General features: G+C 41.6%; 12 protein-coding genes and 1 pseudogene. 10 read left to right on the top strand and 3 right to left on the bottom strand.

What is annotated here, in order from left to right; genetic code table 11:
• The first annotated feature begins 43 nt into the window (after nt 1-43).
• On the top strand, nt 44-1,900 hold the full coding sequence (locus ACSQ8O_RS35675; protein ID WP_436245593.1) for a hypothetical protein: 1,857 nt from the start codon (nt 44-46) through the stop codon (nt 1,898-1,900).
• Between the two features lie 163 nt (nt 1,901-2,063).
• A pseudogene (locus ACSQ8O_RS35670) lies at nt 2,064-2,301 on the top strand (sigma factor-like helix-turn-helix DNA-binding protein); the annotation flags it as partial.
• Between the two features lie 92 nt (nt 2,302-2,393).
• On the opposite strand, the gene ACSQ8O_RS35665 reads toward ACSQ8O_RS35670, so the two are convergent.
• From ACSQ8O_RS35665 to ACSQ8O_RS35655, 3 genes are read right to left on the bottom strand one after another with little or no spacing between them, the layout of a single operon-like run.
• Nucleotides 2,394-3,368: a sugar ABC transporter substrate-binding protein gene (locus ACSQ8O_RS35665; protein ID WP_436245592.1), complete on the bottom strand. Its 975-nt coding sequence runs from the start codon at nt 3,366-3,368 to the stop codon at nt 2,394-2,396.
• Nucleotides 3,361-5,007 (bottom strand): response regulator, encoded by a 1,647-nt coding sequence (locus ACSQ8O_RS35660; protein WP_436245591.1) that lies wholly within the window; start codon nt 5,005-5,007, stop codon nt 3,361-3,363. Before ACSQ8O_RS35660 ends, ACSQ8O_RS35665 begins: the two co-directional genes overlap by 8 nt.
• A 6-nt stretch (nt 5,008-5,013) precedes the next feature.
• Nucleotides 5,014-6,765 carry a cache domain-containing sensor histidine kinase gene (locus ACSQ8O_RS35655; protein WP_436245590.1) on the bottom strand — a complete coding sequence of 584 codons (1,752 nt, stop codon included), beginning with the start codon at nt 6,763-6,765 and terminating at the stop codon, nt 5,014-5,016.
• 306 nt (nt 6,766-7,071) lie between these two features.
• Here ACSQ8O_RS35655 and ACSQ8O_RS35650 point away from each other — a divergent pair, with 306 nt between their 5' ends.
• The 8 genes from ACSQ8O_RS35650 to ACSQ8O_RS35615 all read left to right on the top strand — a co-directional run.
• Complete coding sequence (locus tag ACSQ8O_RS35650; RefSeq protein ID WP_056619125.1) at nt 7,072-8,106, top strand: ABC transporter substrate-binding protein; 1,035 nt, start codon at nt 7,072-7,074, stop codon at nt 8,104-8,106.
• Nucleotides 8,107-8,203: 97 nt separating this feature from the next.
• Nucleotides 8,204-9,715 carry a sugar ABC transporter ATP-binding protein gene (locus ACSQ8O_RS35645; RefSeq protein WP_436245589.1) on the top strand — a complete coding sequence of 504 codons (1,512 nt, stop codon included), beginning with the start codon at nt 8,204-8,206 and terminating at the stop codon, nt 9,713-9,715.
• 5 nt (nt 9,716-9,720) lie between these two features.
• The gene (locus ACSQ8O_RS35640; RefSeq protein ID WP_436245588.1) at nt 9,721-10,746 is read left to right on the top strand and encodes an ABC transporter permease; all 1,026 of its coding nucleotides are present in this window, start codon (nt 9,721-9,723) and stop codon (nt 10,744-10,746) included.
• Nucleotides 10,739-11,701 (top strand): galactofuranose ABC transporter, permease protein YjfF, encoded by a 963-nt coding sequence (gene yjfF, locus ACSQ8O_RS35635; RefSeq protein WP_236284279.1) that lies wholly within the window; start codon nt 10,739-10,741, stop codon nt 11,699-11,701. The genes ACSQ8O_RS35640 and yjfF overlap by 8 nt, the downstream gene beginning before the upstream one ends.
• 76 nt (nt 11,702-11,777) lie before the next feature.
• Entirely contained in the window at nt 11,778-13,841 is a 2,064-nt protein-coding gene (locus tag ACSQ8O_RS35630) for a methyl-accepting chemotaxis protein (protein ID WP_436245587.1), read from the top strand.
• Nucleotides 13,842-13,863: 22 nt separating this feature from the next.
• Nucleotides 13,864-14,910 (top strand): ABC transporter substrate-binding protein, encoded by a 1,047-nt coding sequence (locus tag ACSQ8O_RS35625; RefSeq protein WP_436245586.1) that lies wholly within the window; start codon nt 13,864-13,866, stop codon nt 14,908-14,910.
• A gap of 528 nt (nt 14,911-15,438) precedes the next feature.
• A complete protein-coding gene (locus ACSQ8O_RS35620; protein WP_436245585.1) occupies nt 15,439-16,431 on the top strand; it encodes an S-layer homology domain-containing protein in 993 nt (330 codons plus the stop codon).
• Nucleotides 16,432-16,559: 128 nt separating this feature from the next.
• Nucleotides 16,560-19,660, top strand: a 3,101-nt coding sequence (locus tag ACSQ8O_RS35615; RefSeq protein ID WP_436245584.1) for a carbohydrate-binding protein, incomplete at its 3' end; no start/stop codon positions are given.

Genomic DNA, 19,660 nt, shown 5'->3' with positions numbered 1-19,660 from the left:
GGCGATCCAAACTTTATTTCCAAATTGAATGGAGGGATTTTTTATGTTTCTGAGGAAGATGGGGATTTTCTTGATTTGTCTTGTAGGCATCATCGGTTTACAGCTTAACCAAGCCAACGCCATCGATTCCGACTATTTTGGGGTGAATGACCCCTTGCAACGCTACACAACCGATTACACAACGGAAATCAATCAAATCGCCGATTCCCAAATTCAGTGGATCCGCATTTCCCCGGAATGGGGCAGGATTGAAACAGCCAAAGGTGTATATGACACGGCCTACTTGAATCATTTGGATAATATGGTCAATCAATTGACCGCAAAGGGCGTCCATATTGTCTGGATTTTATGTTATACAGCACCTTGGGCTTCCTCCATGCCAGGGCTTCCTTCACCGGATATAGCTAGGTATAAACCAGCCAATTGGGCGGATTGGGAAAGCTACGTCAGTTTTATTACCACAAGGTATCAAGGGAAAATCAACAATTGGGAGGTTTGGAATGAGCAGGACTCGTTAGGATTCTGGAAGAGCAGTATCGACGATTACAATACCCTTCTGCAGAAAGCTTATAACGGTGTCAAAGCGACAGACTCATCCAATACCGTATTAATGGGGGGATTGGCTCTATCAAGTTATGGTCTCGGAACATGGTTCGATACGTTGATGAGCAAGGGAGCAGGTAACTATTTTGACATTATTAATTACCATGCATACGGTTCATCACCGCTTCTGGTCAGCAAATATAACGGGATGATGGACATCGTAAATAAGTACAGTGCGACCTTGGGAAGCAAACCCATCTGGATAACGGAAACCGGTTATTCTTCGATGGGAACTAATGAATACCAAAAAGCTGATTACGCGGATCAAGTGTACGTGATGAATAAACGATGGCCTAATGTCGCCAAAGTATTTTGGTATAATTATAGAGACACAGATACGAGCAATGTTAAAGAGGACAATTTCGGTCTGGTCGCTAAAAATTTATCACCGTTAATGGCTTTGTACCATTTTCAAGCGTTGAACGGTGCCGAAAGCTTCTTCGGCTTGCAAGTGGAAAGTGCGCTCACGTTATTTATGAACACGTCTCCGGCAGACAGCGGAGTAACGAGCTATGGATCTTATATCCAGGTTTCCCCCAATAAATACGCCTATTTTCGGTTGAACGATCAATGGCTTTATGACACGAACGAGGGGCTCGATACAACGGCAGCGATAGAAGTAACATATCTGGACAGCGGGTCCGGTTCATGGCAGCTTCAATACGATGGTCAAGGGGGAGCCTATACAACAATGGCTAAAGTATATATAGGCAATACAGGCCAATGGAAAACCCAAACGTATACCCTGAACGACATTAAATTCGCCAATAGGCAAAATAGTTTTTCCGATTTTCGTATTTATGCGGATAACAATGGGATAAAATCCTTTAGCAGGGTAAAGGTGAAGAAACAAAGCAACCACGCGAAAGTCATATTGAAAAATGTCAACAACTACACGTTGATGGAACAATTTCAATCGAGCGATCCAACCAAAGAACCGTATACGACGGTGGAGACAATCGGCGGTGTGGAGGCGCGCAAAATATCGGGCGACAACAAATATTTCTATTTTCAGGTATCCGACGGATTCGCTCGAACAGGAGATACACAGTTGACGATCAAGATTTCGTATTATGATTCCGGAACCGACAACATATTGATTCAATACAATGCGCTTAACGCTATATACAAACCATTACAAATTGTTAAAACAGGAACCAATATGTGGAAGGAAACTGCATTTACAATAACGGACGCTAATTTTAGAAACTTGCAGAATAATACCAGTGATTTTCGGATTGGCAATTATTACGACGGAAGTGACGAGTACATTCGGTCGGTGGAGGTAATAAAGTGATTTTCATAGGCGCCTTTTTCAGCAGAGATTTAGCCCTCTCGCCTTGGCTGCTCCCGGTAATCGCGCCGCGACACACCCTTTGTGCGATGAAAGTAGCGGGAGAACGTGGGATAGGAAGAGAATAGGCCAGATACTCTTGGTAGTTTGAATGCTGAAGATTTAGAAATGGAAAATTTACAGGAATTTGGAAATACTGGACGACCGCGAGAAGGAAGTTGTTGTCGGTCGGTTTGGATTGGAGCTCGGCGGCGAGGAGCGGACGCAGCGGGAGATAGCGAAGTAGCTGGGAATTTCGCGTTTCGTACGTGTCGCGTATTGAGAAAATGGCACTCATGAAGCTATATCATGAATTTTATAAGGCGAAGCGGGTTGTAAGGTTTCGGGATGGGAAATTACTGTAAAAAGAAATGATACCCGCGTAAATACGAAAGAGCAAAAAACAGCCAATTGCTTTAAAGGGCTATTTTTTGCTCTTTTTCAGTTGCATAGAACTTTAATACTCATTCGCCATATCACTCTGTTTAATCTCCACAAAACCAGTGTCGACCCAAGTAGTTGGAGGTGCATTGCTAGACGCCGCGAGTAGTTGTTCGATAATTTTATCTCCCCATAGATGCTCATTCTCAGAAATCACAGCGTTGATTTGGCCATTTAATAAGGCTTCTTTGACATCAGGTGTCATACCGAATGTGATAGCGTAGCGTTTTAATCCTTGGGATTTCCAAACAAGGATTGCATTGGAACTGGAGATAATATCCAAAGGAACTAGTGCGTCAAAATGAGGATGCTCATTTATCATGGTTTCAAGGTCTGAAATAGCTTTCTCAGTATCACCGTTATGATATTTTTTTTCAAGAACTTGAATTTCCGTTTTTTGTTTTAAATATTGTTCTAAACCCTGAAGTCGTTGGCGTATTTGAAGAGAGCCCGACATGCTTCCCTCGATCATGATCATTCCTCTGCCTTTAAGATACCGATCTACCATTTGACCCATGAGTGTACCTTCTTGAAGGGGATCACTTCCGATAAAAGAGTAACGCTTACTGTCAGGTGCATCTGACTCGAAACAAATAACTGGAATGCCTGCTTGCGTTGCTTTATTAATGATTGGCACCAGTGCATCAGGATCGATTGGATCAATGGCAATGCCGTTAACCTTTTGGGCAATGAGGGTTTCCATCATCCTCATCTGCTGTTCTATGTTAATTACATCAGGTGCTTTGACAATTAAATGAACGGGATATGGTTCAATCGCTTTCTCTATGGAATCAGTAATCATTTCATAGAAGGGGTGTGTCATCGGATAAATGATACCAAATGTGAGTTTATTTGTATGTTTGGTGTTTGAGCTTGTTGAACCTGGCGAACTTGATGTCGAAAAAGATACTTCGGGACCGGAAGGTGATGACTCTTTACATCCCGTTAAACACATTAACATTACCGTTCCAAGTGTTATCCATTTAGTCATCCTCATGAAGAGAATCTCCCTTCGTACTATCGAGAACTTCACCTGCAGTCCCATTCTTTCTAAATTCTTTGGGGGTCATGCCGGTTAAGCGTTTGAATAAATTTGAAAAATAATGGGGGTCATTATAGCCCACCAAAAAGGCGATCTCATATGACTTCGCTGACGTGCTTTTGAGGAGGTCCATCGCTTTGCGAATGCGTACCTGGGTCAAAAACTCAATGAAGGTTTGCCCGGTTTCTTGGCTAAATACGCGACTCAAGTAATTAGGACTCAGATTGACATACTCGGCAGCGTCTTGCAACGAGAAGTTATCCCTCTCAAAATTCATTTGCATATAGTCTTTGACTTTCGTAATCATATCGCTATATTTATCGTAAATACGAGAACGCCAGTTCCAGAACTGTTCGATTAAATTGACTAAATAAGCACAGGTTTCTTCCCAACTCCGAATATTACCAATCATTTGTTGGAATTGATGAAGTGATTTCTCTGGTTCAGCTAGGTGTCGATACATATCTTTATTGGAACGGAAAGCTTCAATTGTAACGTCATTCAAAATATAAAATCCGATAGAAGAGGAATGCCAATTAATATCGACTAATGCTGCAGCATATTCCGCGACAAAGGTTTCTAGTTTCGTATGTGACCCAATTTTCAAAAAATCCATAAAAGCGCCACGATCCAAAAAGAGAGTCGGATCTAATGTTTCTGTCTTCATCTCACTTAGCACATTTCGATTTTGACGGGATAGCCTCCGCCAGTGAGCATCTTCCATGGCATCAAGAAAGGATAAATGTACATTCTGGAGGCGATCTTGCACACTGCCAATGCCAATGGAGATCGGCAGAGAGTGAGCTTCTTCGGAGATCTCTTTTTGTAAATCTTGAAATACTTGTAACTCAAGTTTCAAATTCTCTAAGGTATCGCTCTTAATGATCCAAACACTTTCAGAGCGGCTGCGTTGAAACATCAAATGCTCAACATTCACCTTCAATCGGACACACTTGTCCAATAATAAGCGCTCATGTTCATACATTGGATTCAAGTCATTATGTTTATATCCCTCTGTCTCACGTAAATCCAGTACGGTTACGACATAATAATGAGCGATAATATTCAATTGAATAGAAGCACTATGATGCATCACCTCTGAGGTGGTCATGAAACCACTGCAGAGGTCATTCAATAACTTTTCTTGCGAAATGACACTTTGTTCATTTTCTTTATCTTTAAGTAGTTGGAGTTGTGTTTGTATGTCACGTTCCTTGTCTATTTCTTGACTGACTTTGTGGAGCACCTTCAACAGATCAGTAGGGCTAATTGGTTTTAAACAGTATTCTTCTACCCCAATTTGCATCGCTGTTCTTGCATATTCAAACTCAGCATGGCCGCTAATAATGATGATTTTCATATCAGGAAACTGCTTGCTCATAATGCTGCTTAATTCCAGACCGTTCATGAAAGGCATAAGAATATCCGTAATTAAGATATCTGGTTGAACTCTTTCAATAATAGGTAGTGCAACCTCGCCATCTGATGCATCGCCACAGTATATAAATCCTTCCTTCTCCCAATCGATACAATCACGAATAATCTCTCTAATTAATATCTCATCGTCAACTAACAATATTTTTTTCACGAAATATCATCCCCAATCACACGGTATTCGAATGCTAACAATCGTTCCTTCACCTTCTATGCTGTCTACCTGTACGCCATAAGCTTCTCCATAATATAAGCGAATTCGTCTATGAACATTGTGCAATCCGAATCCTCCGGACACTTCATTTCCAGTTTCCTTTGGCGTATGGGGTTCCATTAAATCCTTCCGTAGCTGCTGAAGTCGATCTTCCGTAATGCCTTTACCGTTATCCTTGACCACAATAAGGAAGTTATCTTCATCCTCAATCTTCGCAATAATTCGTATCAACCCTTTGCCACGCTTGTTTTTAAGCCCATGATAAAGGGCATTTTCAACAATGGGTTGTAAGGTCATTTTAAGGATAAGTAACGAATGCAAGCTTGAATCGATGGCAATTTCATAATCCAAAATATCCCGATACCTCATCTGTTGGATGGTTAAATAACTCTGAAGATGTTCAATTTCTTTTTCAAAGGTTATCCAATCCTTCCCTTTACTTAAGCTAATTCGAAACAGTTTGGATAAAGCCATAACCATCTGGACGACCTGATCCTTTTTCTCTGATTGCGCCAACCAAAGTATGGAATCCAATGTGTTGTACAAGAAATGAGGGTTAATTTGAGCCTGTAGGGCTCTAAGCTCCGATTTCTTGATTTCTTGCTGCTCTTTAATGCTTTGGTCTAGCAACATGCGAATTTTCCCAATCATAATATTAAAGCTATTCCCCAAATCAGAGATCTCATCTGAACCTGTGAGAACGACTTTAGCTTCAAGAAAGCCGGATGCGGCGAGTTGCATTTTGTTTTTGAGTATGCGAACAGGTCGAGTCAAGCGAGTAGACACAAAGAAATGCAAGGTTATCGCGAAAACGATGCTAAGCATAACGCTTATGATAATGAGCTGACGAATGGAATTGGCTTCCTCCACAATTTCTTGCAATGGTACCACCCCAACGATATTCCAACCCGTGGACATGGAGGGGGAAGTTACAATAAATTCTGGTTTACCTTCCGAAGAATCCACATAGTCTTTGTTTTTGTTTTCAATTATAGAAGCAATATATTTGTTCTCTAACCACTTTGTATGATTTGCAGCTTTTGAGGGTAAGAAAATGGCATTACCCTTGTTGTCCGCGACATAGAAAAAGCCACTTTTCCCAATAATGACGTTATCACTAAACTTTTTGACGATGTTGTCATCGACATCAATGATTATGAATCCAATGACTTCGTGGGTAACTCGCTGTTTTACTGTAGAAACAATTGAAATAATATTGTGATTCTTGTATTGAAATCCGTCTAGAGGATCTATGGAAGAAGGATCATTAGGCGGGATATTCAAGACAGCTTCAGGATTTTGAATCAGATATTCAAAATGTGGATTTCGTAATGCATTTTTATTAAGTTGAAAGACACCCTTCCTCTCGCTGATCCCTCGGCCATATAAATTAATCATGGTAATGTTCAGTACGCCATCATATTGATACGTCTGTCTATAGGAAGACATCGTTTGTAAAATCTCTCGTGCATCTAAATTTGAATCTGTTTGTGAAAATAGAAAATGTAGAACATTGGGATTTTTCTCGAGTTCCAGGAGTTTCTTGGTATCAGTAAACACGTTATCAATTTCTGTCGCTAATTGGGTTGCAAGCATCACCGTTGCAGCTTTGCTGTTATTAAACACGGTATTGTACGATTTATGATAGGAAATGAGACCGACAACAATTAATGGCAGACATGTGAGTATAACAAACATGGTTAAAAGTTTGGCCCGGAGGCTAGAAGTAATTTTGCGATATATATCCATCGTGCGAATACCTTTCATTAGTTACAAAGTGTTGAAAGCTTATTGTAAATTATGAATCAACCAATATGAAAACGCAATCATTTAACAAAATACTGCACTTTTTGAATAAAAAAGTACTGTTTTTAATTTTGGGATTCAAAAAGTGAATAATAATTTACAAGAAGTGTCTATGAAACTCCGTATACCCTTGCTTAATTCATATCCTATAATTTAGTTACACCGAAGCAAACAGGTGAAATAAGGGAGGAAATATAAATGAAAAAGTCTCTAGGGGTAGTATTAGTAGCTTCAGCAATGATGATGTTCACAGCAGCATGTGGTAGTTCAGGAGATAGCAAGACCGCAAGTAGCACAACTGCAGCAGCAGCGGTAAGCCCAAGCACAGCAGCAGTAGCTACGGCTAAAGCGGACAAGAAAATCACTATGGGCTTTGCTCAAGTAGGTGCTGAAAGCGGATGGCGATCAGCGAATACGAAGTCCGTTCAAGATTCTGCGAAAGAAGCAGGCATTGAATTGAAATTCTCCGATGCACAGCAAAAACAAGAAAATCAAATTAAATCCATTCGTACATATATCCAACAAAAAGTTGATGTTATCGCGTTCTCTCCGGTTGTTGAATCCGGTTGGGACACTGTATTGAAAGAAGCTAAAGATGCTGGCATTCCAGTTATCTTAACGGATAGAGCTGTAGATTCGAAGGATACTTCCCTCTACAAAACATTCATTGGTTCGGATTTCGTGGAAGAAGGCCGCAGCGCAGGGAAATGGGTAGTTGACAAATATAAAGATGCGAAAGAAACAGTTAATATCGTAGAGCTTCAAGGAACTACTGGTTCTGCTCCTGCGAATGATCGTAAAGCTGGATTTGGCGAAATTATTAAATCAAATCCAAACCTTAAAATCATTGCTTCACAAACAGGTGATTTTACACGTGCTAAAGGTAAAGAGGTTATGCAAGCATTCTTGAAAGCTAATAAGAACATTAATGTTCTCTATGCACATAACGATGATATGGCACTAGGAGCTATTCAAGCAATTGAAGAAGCAGGACTTAAGCCAGGTAAAGATATCATCATTATCTCTGTTGATGGTGTGAAAGACGGCTTCGTAGCAGCAAGTGAAGGGAAAATTAACTTCATCGTAGAATGTAACCCACTCCTTGGTGGACAATTGATGCAAGCTGCTAAAGATGTACTAGCCGGTAAAGAACTTCCGAAACGTATTGTTACGAAAGAAGGCGTATTTACTTCCGAAGATGCGAAACGTGAATTGCCTAACCGTCAGTACTAAGACATTGTCTATAACCTAGTTATTATAAATAAAAAGGGCGGAGCTGCTCCATCTTGCTAGAATGGAGTAGCTCTCGTTCATATTGGAGAGGAGTGGCATGATGAAACAGGGTGATCCGGTATTGCAGATGACCGGAATTCATAAGCAGTTTCCGGGTGTTAAGGCGTTAACGAACGTTAATTTCAGAATGTTTCCTGGCGAAGTTCATGCCCTAATGGGTGAAAATGGGGCAGGTAAATCTACACTAATTAAAGTACTTACGGGTGTTCACTCCATTGATCAGGGAATTGTTGAGATGGATAAACAGCCAATTCGTATTCTTAGCCCGCTTGATGCGCAAAACGCAGGTATTAGTACGGTTTATCAGGAGGTTAACCTCTGTTCAAACCTGTCTGTAGCTGAAAATATTTATATTGGGCGTGAACCACGTCGCTTCGGTCGTATTTTATGGAAAAAAATGAATGAGGATGCTGGGCAATTATTGAAGAAGAGAATGAATCTTGAAATAGACGTTACACAACCCTTGCATGCGTATTCCGTAGCTGTTCAACAGCTTGTAGCGATTGCAAGAGCCTTAAGTATTTCGGCAAAAGTGTTAATTCTAGATGAACCAACCTCCAGTTTAGATAGAGGTGAGGTTATCCAACTATTTTCTGTCATGACCCGATTAAAAAATGAAGGACTAGCGATTCTATTCGTTACTCATTTCTTGGATCAGGTTTACGACATTTCAGATCGCATAACCATACTCCGCAACGGAGAGTTTATTGGGGAATATTTAGCCAAAGATCTTCCTCGTATAGAGCTGGTTTCTAAAATGATTGGTAAGGACCTTGAGCTGCTAGAAGAGTTGCCCAAAGGTGATGCAGCTAATCAAATTAGTCATGAAGTATTCATTCAAGCAACCGATTTTGGGAAGAAAGGTTCCATTGAACCTGTTGATCTCACGATTCATAAAGGTGAAATTGTTGGTTTAGCAGGCTTGTTGGGTTCTGGTAGAACGGAACTAGCTAGATTATTCTTTGCAGCAGATAAAGCTGATTCTGGTGGAATGACAGTTGCAGGTTCAAGTGAGGCGATTCATTCGCCAAGACAGGCTATTGATCAAGGCATCGCCTTTTGCTCTGAGAACCGTAAATTAGAAGGGATTATTGATGATTTGACCGTTCGAGAGAACATCATATTAGCCCTTCAAGCGTCTCAAGGTTGGTTTAAAACGATCTCAAGAAAACGACAGGATGAAATGGCAGATGAATACATTCGCGCATTAAACATTAATCCACCTAATCCCGAACATTTGATAAAAAATTTAAGCGGCGGTAATCAACAGAAAGTATTGCTTGCTCGTTGGTTGCTCACGGATCCAAGTTTGTTGATTTTAGATGAACCTACACGAGGCATTGATATTGGAGCTAAAGCTGAAATTCAGAAATTAGTATTGTCTTTAGCGCAAAAAGGGATGTCAGTTCTGTTTATTTCATCCGAACTTGAGGAAGTATTACGCGTCAGTCATAAAATCGTCGTGTTGCGGGATCGTCACAAGGTGAAAGAAATGGTTGGCGATGAAATCAGCCAGAAGAATGTCATGAAGGCAATTGCGGGAGGTTAATAGACATGGTGAAGCATCATTTGTTTTGGCCACTAATTTTTTTAGGTGTATTATTAGTTTTTAACTTTATTTACTCTCCTGATTTCTTTGCGATCAAAATGCGGGACGGACACCTATACGGCAGTCTCATTGATATCTTAAACTTTGGCTCTCCACTAATGATTGTATCCATCGGTATGACACTCGTCATTGCGGCTACGAAAGGGGTCGATCTTTCTGTTGGTTCGGTCGTAGCGATTTCAGGAGCGATAGCGTGCCTGATGATCAGTAATGGAGATGGCAGCTTAGTGAATGTCATTATTTCAGTAGGGACTGCGTTGTTGATATCACTTGTTCTAGGTATATGGAATGGTTTCCTAGTTGCCAATATTGGCATGCAGCCGATTATCGCGACGCTAATCTTAATGGTTTCTGGACGCGGTGTATCGCAATTAATAACGAGTGGTCAAATTATAACGATTTCGAACCCTCATTATAAGTTCATTGGCGCAGGATCGCTATTGACGCTTCCATTTTCTATCTTCATCGTAGTGATCGTATTCCTTATTGCCTATCTCTTAACAAGAAAGACAGCACTCGGTTTATTTATTGAATCTGTTGGTTGTAAGCCAATAGCAAGTAATCTTGCCGGAGTGAAATCGAAGACGGTTATGTTCTTCGTTTATATGTTTTGTAGCTTATGCGCAGCAATTGCAGGGCTGATTCTAAGTTCGAATGTCTCAAGCGCAGATGGCAACAATGCTGGATTATGGTATGAACTCGATGCGATCCTAGCTGTCGTTATTGGTGGAACCGCACTAACAGGTGGACGCTTTTACTTAGCTGGCACATTAGTTGGCGCATTGATTATTCAAACCTTAACAACGACGATCTATATGATTGGTGTACCACCTGAAATAACGCTAGTGGTAAAAGCATTCGTTGTTCTAATTGTATGTTTAATTCAATCGGAATCTTTCCGTAAATCGATTGCCTTCCGTTGGAAAACGCGCCATTATCCGGCTGAGAGGGAGGTCAAACAGCATGCTTAAGAAACAGCATATTCCGATCATTGTGACCATGGGATTATTTGTGCTTATGTTCGCTATTGGTTCTTTCCGTTATACAGGATTCTTTTCATTACAAGTACTGATGAATTTGCTAATTGATAATGCCTTTTTATTAATAACAGCTGTTGGAATGACATTTGTCATCGTATCAGGTGGTATTGATTTATCGGTCGGTTCAGTTATTGCCTTGACGACAATGATCTCAGCAAGTTTAGTCCAAGCGGGTTGGCCACCTGGCCTCGTCATACCGATGGTATTGTTAATCGGAGCTCTATTTGGTTGGGGCATGGGGGCCATCATTCATTACTTCAAGATTGAACCCTTCATCGTTACCTTATCCGGGATGTTCCTTGCTAGGGGATTGTGTTACATCATTAGTATTAATACCATTACTATCGATAATGGCTTCTACACGAGTGTGGCTCAAACGAAAATCAGCTTACCTGGTGGTAACTTTGTCTCGATTAGTGTCATCATTGCCTTGTTGGTTGTATTTCTAGGCTTCTATATTGCACATTACACACGTTTTGGCAGAAATACGTATGCATTAGGTGGAAGTGAGCAATCTTCCATATTGATGGGCTTACCGGTCGGACGCACCAAAATGCTCATTTATGCTTTCAGTGGATTCTGCTCAGCACTAGCAGGTGTGGTCTTTACCTTCTACATGCTTTCAGGTTATGGCTTGCACGCGATGGGGATGGAATTAGATGCTATCGCTGCGGTTGTCATCGGGGGCACACTTCTCACCGGAGGCGTTGGATACATTGTAGGTACATTCTTTGGTGTTATGATACAAGGTGTTATTCAGACGATTATTAGTTTCGAAGGAACATTAAGTTCTTGGTGGACGAAAATTGTTATCGGTATTCTATTGTTTATGTTTATTATCTTACAACGTTTGCTAAGTCAACGACGCTGGGCACAACGTAGGTAAAAGTTGAGGGAAGGGCATTAATTGACAGGTTTTGTCGACTAGTGCCCTTTTTCATATGTACACAGGGGGAACTTATATGCCAAATATTACAAACATTGTGCGGATGCTATTTCAACGGCCTAGTCGGTCGATCGGTACTAAACTTTTCCTCATCTTTTTTTGTTCCTTAGGTGTCTCGGTTATAGGTATGGGGTTATTTTCTTCCCGTATTGCTGAAAACGCAATCATTGATCAAATGAAAAAAAGCTCGCAGGATTTAGTTACAACTGCGGGGGAGAAATTAGACATGAAGCAGCAGTTTTACATAGATTTATCGAATCAACTCATTAGTGATAGCACATTTACAAAAAATTTATTTCAAATTTCTAATGCTGGTATTGGAAAGGCTGAATTGGAACGAAGAAATTCCGAAATGAGAGATGCATTCGACCAGTTAGCATTATCGGATCAGAGCATTCGAGATATCACACTGATTCCCATTCATACGTCACTTGAAATGATAAGTACACAGCGAGAAGGGTTGAGTCCAGCTCTAAGAACGGCTGGTTGGATTCAAACTATTCTTAATGCGAGTGGTAAACCCGTCTGGATGCCTATAGAAGAAAAAGGGTACTTAGGAGATTCACCTAAACCACTCTTTGCTTACGGGAGATTACTAGGTAAAAATAATGTAGGCTCTGAGGATTTCATCCTAATCGTTCAAATAGAAGCTAATGTTTTGCAAACGATGGTCAATGCTTTTCAGCTTAGTGATGGCGCGGAAACGCTTATCACAACTCAATCTGGAAAGTTGATTTTGAGCAATAACATGGTATCGAACACTCATACTATTTCATTACCAGCGAATTCAACAGTTTCAGGCAGCTTCATAGATAAACATGTGAGTGGGGTTCGAAATTTGCTTGCCTATCACCAATCATCTGTCAGTAATTGGTCATTCATCGCGATTGCACCGTTGGCTGAGTTAACGAAGTCTGTTAGTAAAATTCAGAAAATGACCTATTTATTTATAGGTTTGAACATTCTGATTGCTTTGATGATTGGTTTATGGATTGTATTCATGGTTGGCAAACCACTTTCACATATTGTGAAATTAATGAGGTTAGCTGCCGATGGCAATTTAACCGGAAGATTGTCTGTTCAGAATCGGAAAGATGAGATTGGACAGGTAGAATTCGCATACGAGCAGATGATGAAGAATATTGTAGCTCTTATCTTGAGCTCTAGAGAAAGTGTGATTGAAGTCACTGAATTTAGTAAGCGTATGAGCAGTGCAGCCGAAATCACCGTTATCTCTGCAAGAGAAATACACGCAGCGACAGATCAAATAGCTGGTGGTGCGGTTGATTTGGCTTCGAATGCCGAGCAAAGCGCGGCGCGTATGGAACAAATGAGTACTTCTTTAACTGATGTGTTTTCACTTCAACGTATAATGGCTCATTCCGCTCAAGAGGTAGAAGAGGTTTGTAGAACGGGTGGAAACTCAGTACATGATCTCTTGCGTAAAGCTGGGGATACTGAAGCTAGTTTTCGAGTTGTAGCACGCAAAGTTAACAGTCTCCAGGAATCTGCAAGTTCTGTTCGTGCGATACTGAAAATCTTGAAAGATATCACGAATTCAACCAAGATATTGTCACTTAATGCTTCGATCGAAGCAACCAGGGCTGGAGCCTCAGGAGCTAGTTTTAAAGTCATTGCGAATGAGATACGCCAACTGGCGGAACGATCCAATGCTTCCATTGGTCATGTAGGACAATATACAGATATTATTTTACAAGAGGTGGAATCTACAGTAGGGGCTATGTCTGATGCACTTCCTTTCTTTCAAAATATGAATGTGGAAGTATTTGAGGTGTTCAAATTATTTACACGAATTCAAGAAGAAATGGAGCAGTTATTAACACGAGCTACGGATGTTACCTTGTCCTTGGATAAATTAAACGCTGTACAAACCATACTCGGTCAGGCTATATTCGAAGTATCTGCTGTATCACAGGAGTCATCAGCTTCAACGGAGCAAGTCGCTTCACTCTGTTCAAGGCAGCTAACGATCGGCGAGCAACTGTTGGAACTCTCTACGAGATTGAATCAAATATCAGGGCAATTAGAACGAGATATGTCTCATTTCCAAACGAAATAATCTTCAAGGGGGACTTGAAAAAATGTACAAGAGTAGACCGAAGAGTATGTTGTTAGCGCTTACCAAACTGGTTGTGACGCTAAGCATTCTAATGTGCTTCTTTGGTTGTGAGCAAGATCAAGTAGATGAAGCAACTAGAAAGGTTGGACAAGAAAGCCAAGAGGAGTCTGTAACAACGCCTACAATTAAAGAGCCAGTCTTGGGATTCTCGCAGTTAGGATCTGAAAGTGAATGGCGGCTTGCCAATACGTCATCTATTAAAAATTCTGCAGTCGAATCTGATGTCGAACTCAACTTTCAAAACGCAGAGCAATCGCAAGAAAAGCAAATAGAGGCTATCCGAGAGTTTGTCAAAGAGAAAGTGGATGTCATCGCCATTGCTCCTGTTGTAGAAACGGGGTGGGAGCCTATTCTGAAAGAAGTTAAACAAGCAGGAATCCCAGTCATTATTATTGATCGGCTGGTAGATGTCACTGACCCATCGCTGTATGTGACATATATTGGTTCTGATTTTTATGAGGAAGGTCGAAAAGCAGGGAAGTACTTATTAGATAAAATTCCTAAATCGATGAAATCAGTAGGTATTGTTGAATTAAAAGGTACAGAGGGATCGACGCCATCCATTGCTCGGGGGAAGGGATTCCGTGACGTCATTTCTTCGCGTGGTGATTTGCTATTCTTGAAGAGTGAGAACGCAGATTTCACTGTTGCAAAAGGCAAAGAAGTGATGAAGAAATTTTTGCAAGAAAAAGGGAGGGAGATTCGTGTTTTATATTCCCATAACGATGATATGACCTTTGGAGCCTTAGAGGCGATAGAAGAATATGGATTAGTTCCGGGCAAAGATATTGTGGTTATCACCGTAGATGGCACGAGGAAAGCACTTGAGAAGATGAATGAGGGTAAAATTAATCTAGTGGTTGAGTGTAATCCGTTGCTGGGGCCAAATCTCATTCAAGCTGTGAAAGAAATCGTGAAAGGCAGCACATTGCCGAAACGTATTGTTACCCCTGAAAATGTATTTACACAAGTGACAGCAGAGAAAGAAATAGCATCTCGTAGTTATTAGAAGAATAATTGGAATAAATTGTAAAATTATAACGTTTGTTATTTTATAGTAAATGTATACTTTTATAAGATCCACTTATTGGTTGAATTTATATCGTATATTCGTAGAAATATTCACTTTTCGAATAAGAAATTACATTCTGAATTGATTGCGTTCGAGTTATACTGAACTTAGTAATTATCACACCACAGTATTTTTGGTAATTACAAATTACTATAAGGAGTGTAATCAAATGGAAGTAAAGATGGAATACGAGAGGAGTCTTAGAATGAGTAAGAAAAAAGGTATGGGGTCTGCTCAATCTTTGATCTAAACACTATTAAAAGACTTCTCCCCTCGGGGGGAGATGTTCAGCGCAGAGTACTGGTCAAAGCTGACGATGGTAGCTGTTAATGAGTGGGAACTTAGTTTCCGAAAGAATGTAAGGTTTATCTTACTAACCTTGCGTATGCTTCAACAAAAATAGTTGAATAAGTTAACTATCTGTGGGTCCGGGGATGGGATATTATGCATTCTAAGGAGATTAACATGAGAAAAGGGAAATTAACTTTCGTATTATATTTAATTGTAGTGATGATAGTTACTTGCTTCCCCCGAGCAGGATATGCAGAAGGAGATGCCGTCTTCACACTGAGTGAAAGCGTTGAAAGCGTTTTACTTGATCAAGAGCTGGAAGTTACGGTGAATGGAAACAACTTAAAAGACCTTTATGCATATGAAGTGCTGATTACATTCGATCCTGAAATCGTTGAGTTGGTTAAAGGGGAATCGAAGCTGGAGGGTTTTTACATACCTCCAAAGGTAGATAACGGGAAAATGACGATAGCCTTTACACAGGTTGGTAAGAAGGCCGGAGTGCAAGGGAAATTACCCCTGAGTACCATCATCTTCAAAGGGAAGGCCCAGGGAAATGCCAATATTAAGCTGGTATCCGTGAAGGCACTGGATTCGAGTCTTGCAGCAACTGTATACAGTTATGGAACTGCCTTCGTCGATCTCCAAGGCTATGAGTGGGCAAATACGGAGATAGAAGCGCTAGCATCTTCGGGAATCATCAAAGGAACGTCGGCTACTACCTTTAGCCCAGGGGACAATATTACCAGGGCAGACTTCATTTGCTTGCTGGTCAGAGCTTTACATCTTAATGCAGAAGTAGTTGGCAATTTCAATGATGTAGAACAGTCAGACTATTATTACCAAGAGGTAGGGGTAGCCATGAAACTTGGAATTGCTCAGGGAACGAGCGACAGCTTGTTCGAGCCGAGGCTAAGCATATCCAGACAGGATATGATGGTGGTGGCAGCACGAGCAATGAAGATAGCCGGAAAAATGCTGGACGAGTCAGTTTCAGACTTAAGCAGCTTTAGTGATTCGAGTGAGGTAGCAGCTTATGCATCAGGCCCCCTGGCTCAATTGCTCAAGGAAGGAATCATTCAGGGCTACAATGGCATGATCAAGCCAAATGATACGGCGATAAGAGCAGAAGCAGCCGTTATTATACACAGGGTATTGAACATGTAGACTAAGATGGCGGCATTCCGAGACGGAATAGTCAATGGCTACCCTGTCTTGAAAGAAGGTGTGTGCTTTCAGGAGGATTCAAATCTAAAATTAATTGAAAATTCAAATAATAAGGTGGAGGATGTTCTATGAAGAAATTGAACAAAATGCTGGGGATGACGATGGCTTTAACTCTTGCATTCACATTAAGCCCAGTTATGGAGAAGCAGGCAGCAGCTTCGACGCTCACTCCAGCGCTGGCTAAAACACCTGGTAATAACAATCCGCTATTTTCGCAAAAATTTGGTGCGGATCCCTATGCAATGGTATATAACGGCAGAGTTTATGTCTACATGACCAATGATGTATTGGAGTACAATGCTGATGGGACAGTTAAGGATAATGGATACGGTAAGATTAATAAGATTACGGTTGTTTCGTCCGATGATATGGTGAACTGGACAGACCATGGGGAAATCCTAGTAGCAGGGCCGCAAGGCGCGGCCAAATGGGCAAACAACTCCTGGGCGCCGGCGGCTGCACATAAAACGATAGATGGCAAGGAGAAGTTCTTCCTTTATTTTGCGGATAATGGAAGCGGCATTGGTGTGCTCACAGCGGATAGTCCGATCGGCCCATTTACAGATCCAATTGGCAAACAATTGGTAAGCAGAAGTACTCCTGGGGCTAGTGATGTTACATGGCTTTTTGACCCAGCGGTACTGGTTGACGATGATGGAAGCGGTTACTTGTATTTCGGTGGCGGTATTCCAGCCGGAAAAGATGCTGACCCGGGAACCGCACGTGTTGCAAAGCTTGGTGCGGATATGATCAGTTTGGATTTGAGTGTAAGCGGCGGAACTCTTGGACGCATCAATCCACCGTGGTTGTTTGAGGATTCAGGTATCCACAAATACAACGGGAAGTATTATTACTCCTATTGTACGAACTTCTCTAGCGGGCATCCGTCGGATATCCCTACGGGAGCAATTGGCTATATGGTAAGTGACAACCCAATGGGGCCATTTACCTTTGTCAAAACAATACTGCCCAACCCTGCTACGTTCTTTGGTGCTGGAGGTAACAACCACCATGCGATTTTTGAATTCAACAACCAGTGGTATGTTACCTACCACGCACAGACCGTAGCAAAGGCAATGGCTGAAAGCGGTATGTATCCACAAATGGGTGGGCAACCGCATGGATACCGTAATACAAACATCAATAAGGTAAGTTTTGATGCAAACGGTGTTATCAATCCTATTACTGGTGATTACGCAGGTGTTCCTCAGCTCCAAAATTTGAATCCTTATACAAGGGTTGAGGCCGAAACAATTGGTTGGAATGGCGGAATATCCACTGAAACTACTACACAACCAGGAGGCATGGTAAGCAGTGTAAATCTGGCTGTCAGCAGCATAAATGATGGAGACTGGACTGCGGTATCCAAAGTTGATTTTGGAGCTACAGGCGCAGGAACATTCAAAGCTAATGTTGCAAGTGGTTCGGGCGGTGGAAACATTGAACTTCATCTTGACAGTGCTACTGGCCCATTGATCGGGACACTTCCCATTTCCAACACAGGCGGAGACGATGTTTGGAAGACGAAAACAACGAGTGTTTCCGGTGCTACAGGTGTCCATAATGTATATATGGTATACACGGGAGCATCAACAGGTAATCTCTTCAAGGTAGATTCTTGGCAATTCGAGCAAAAGACAGCTGCTCATGATCTAGTTGCAATCAACGCATCCATTGATAAACAAAAGATTGATACTGTTTCCGGAACCAATCAGGCGAACCTGAAGGTTTCAGCCATATACGCCGATGGAACAATTTCAGATATTAGTGCTCAGGCCCTTGCAACACCGGCACAAGGCGGTATTGTAAGTGTAAACAACGGAGTTGTCACTGGGGTGGGCTATGGCTCCACAAGCATTGACATAAGCTATGGTGGAAAAACAGATACAGTTAATATGCTTGTAAAAGACTTGAACAGCGAACTGACGGTGAAGAAGATTACCATTGACAATGGTTCAGTTACGTTGGATTCTGGCAAAACTGCAACCTTTAAAGTAACAGCAGAATATGTTGACGGACACACGGAAGATGTAACCAAAACAGCAACGTATACCAATCCAAGTCCTGCTATTGCAGAAGTTGCGGGCGGTACTATAACGGCTAAAGCAAGCGGAACAGCAAATGTTACTGTAAGTTTTAAGGGAGCATTAGGCGCTGCTGTAACATCGCAAATTAGTGTAATTGTCAATACGCCTTCTGTTGTGGCCATTGAGGCAGAAACAGCAGCAGAAAACACAGTCAATGCCTATGTATATGGCACCATAAATGGTCATACTTGGTCGCTTGTTGATGGACAGTCCACGAAAGCGATGTTTTTCGGGCCTAATACGGTGTTCACTGCGTCAGGTACGGATGCAGCTTCACTTGCAGCCAATTCCAGACTTGGATATAAAGTCAACTTTCCAACTTCAGCAACCTATAATGTTTGGATACTTGTCAAGACGCTTGGCTTCGATTCGGACTCCATCCACGTTGGATTAGATAATCAGTATAAATTCACTACTAACGGTATTGAGGGTCTTACTCTTGGTACTCAGTATAAATGGGCGAATATCAGTGGTTCTAGCGGTGGTATGTTTGGCGGAGCTACTTTGAATGTTACCGCTGGCGTACATGAATTGAACTTCTGGGGAAGAGAAGATGGCCTTGCCATCGACCGAATCTATTTAACGACAAGCAACGCTACCACAGACCCTGTTTGGCCTCAGCCACTAGTACCTACAGCTACGATTTCAGCAGACAGCAGCGTGCAGCCTGGAAGCAGCTTTACAGTGGCTGTTAGTGCGGACAACGTGACACAAAGTGTTTATGCGCAGGACATCACCATATCTTATGACTCCAACGTATTTGACTATGTGAGTGCGGCAGGTGCCAACAACATCCAGATCGTGACAGAGGACAAAGCTACTGCTGGAAAAGTTAGACTCATAACCGCCAATACCGGAGTTGGGATATCTGGAGTCAGTACACCCGTGCTGAATCTATCCTTCAAGGTAAAGGCTGGTGTTCAGAATACCAGCGGGACGATTGCAGCTACACAGGCAAAGTTCGGTGTGGCTCCGGAAGGAACCGTGATTGACGCTGCTCTTGGCAGTAAGAGCATTTCAGTAGGCGCTATTGCAGTGGTTAAGACAGCGTTGACAACAGCAATTACGGATGCACAGAGCCT

The organism is Paenibacillus sp. LjRoot56, assembly GCF_964253335.1.
GTDB lineage: Bacteria > Bacillota > Bacilli > Paenibacillales > NBRC-103111 > Paenibacillus_E > Paenibacillus_E allorhizoplanae.
The sequence above is the reverse complement of the archived record's forward strand: the minus strand, read 5'-3'. Positions and strand labels throughout refer to the sequence as shown.

Excerpts from the sequence above, each read along its gene's own strand:
- ACSQ8O_RS35620 (WP_436245585.1), top strand. The coding sequence starts at position 15,439 with ATGAGAAAAGGGAAATTAACTTTCGTATTATATTTAATTGTAGTGATG.
- ACSQ8O_RS35625 (WP_436245586.1), top strand. The coding sequence starts at position 13,864 with ATGTACAAGAGTAGACCGAAGAGTATGTTGTTAGCGCTTACCAAACTG.
- ACSQ8O_RS35630 (WP_436245587.1), top strand. The coding sequence starts at position 11,778 with ATGCCAAATATTACAAACATTGTGCGGATGCTATTTCAACGGCCTAGT.
- ACSQ8O_RS35645 (WP_436245589.1), top strand. The coding sequence starts at position 8,204 with ATGATGAAACAGGGTGATCCGGTATTGCAGATGACCGGAATTCATAAG.
- ACSQ8O_RS35640 (WP_436245588.1), top strand. The coding sequence starts at position 9,721 with ATGGTGAAGCATCATTTGTTTTGGCCACTAATTTTTTTAGGTGTATTA.
- ACSQ8O_RS35665 (WP_436245592.1), bottom strand. The coding sequence starts at position 3,368 with ATGACTAAATGGATAACACTTGGAACGGTAATGTTAATGTGTTTAACG.
- ACSQ8O_RS35655 (WP_436245590.1), bottom strand. The coding sequence starts at position 6,765 with ATGTTTGTTATACTCACATGTCTGCCATTAATTGTTGTCGGTCTCATT.
- ACSQ8O_RS35675 (WP_436245593.1), top strand. The coding sequence starts at position 44 with ATGTTTCTGAGGAAGATGGGGATTTTCTTGATTTGTCTTGTAGGCATC.
- yjfF (WP_236284279.1), top strand. The coding sequence starts at position 10,739 with ATGCTTAAGAAACAGCATATTCCGATCATTGTGACCATGGGATTATTT.
- ACSQ8O_RS35650 (WP_056619125.1), top strand. The coding sequence starts at position 7,072 with ATGAAAAAGTCTCTAGGGGTAGTATTAGTAGCTTCAGCAATGATGATG.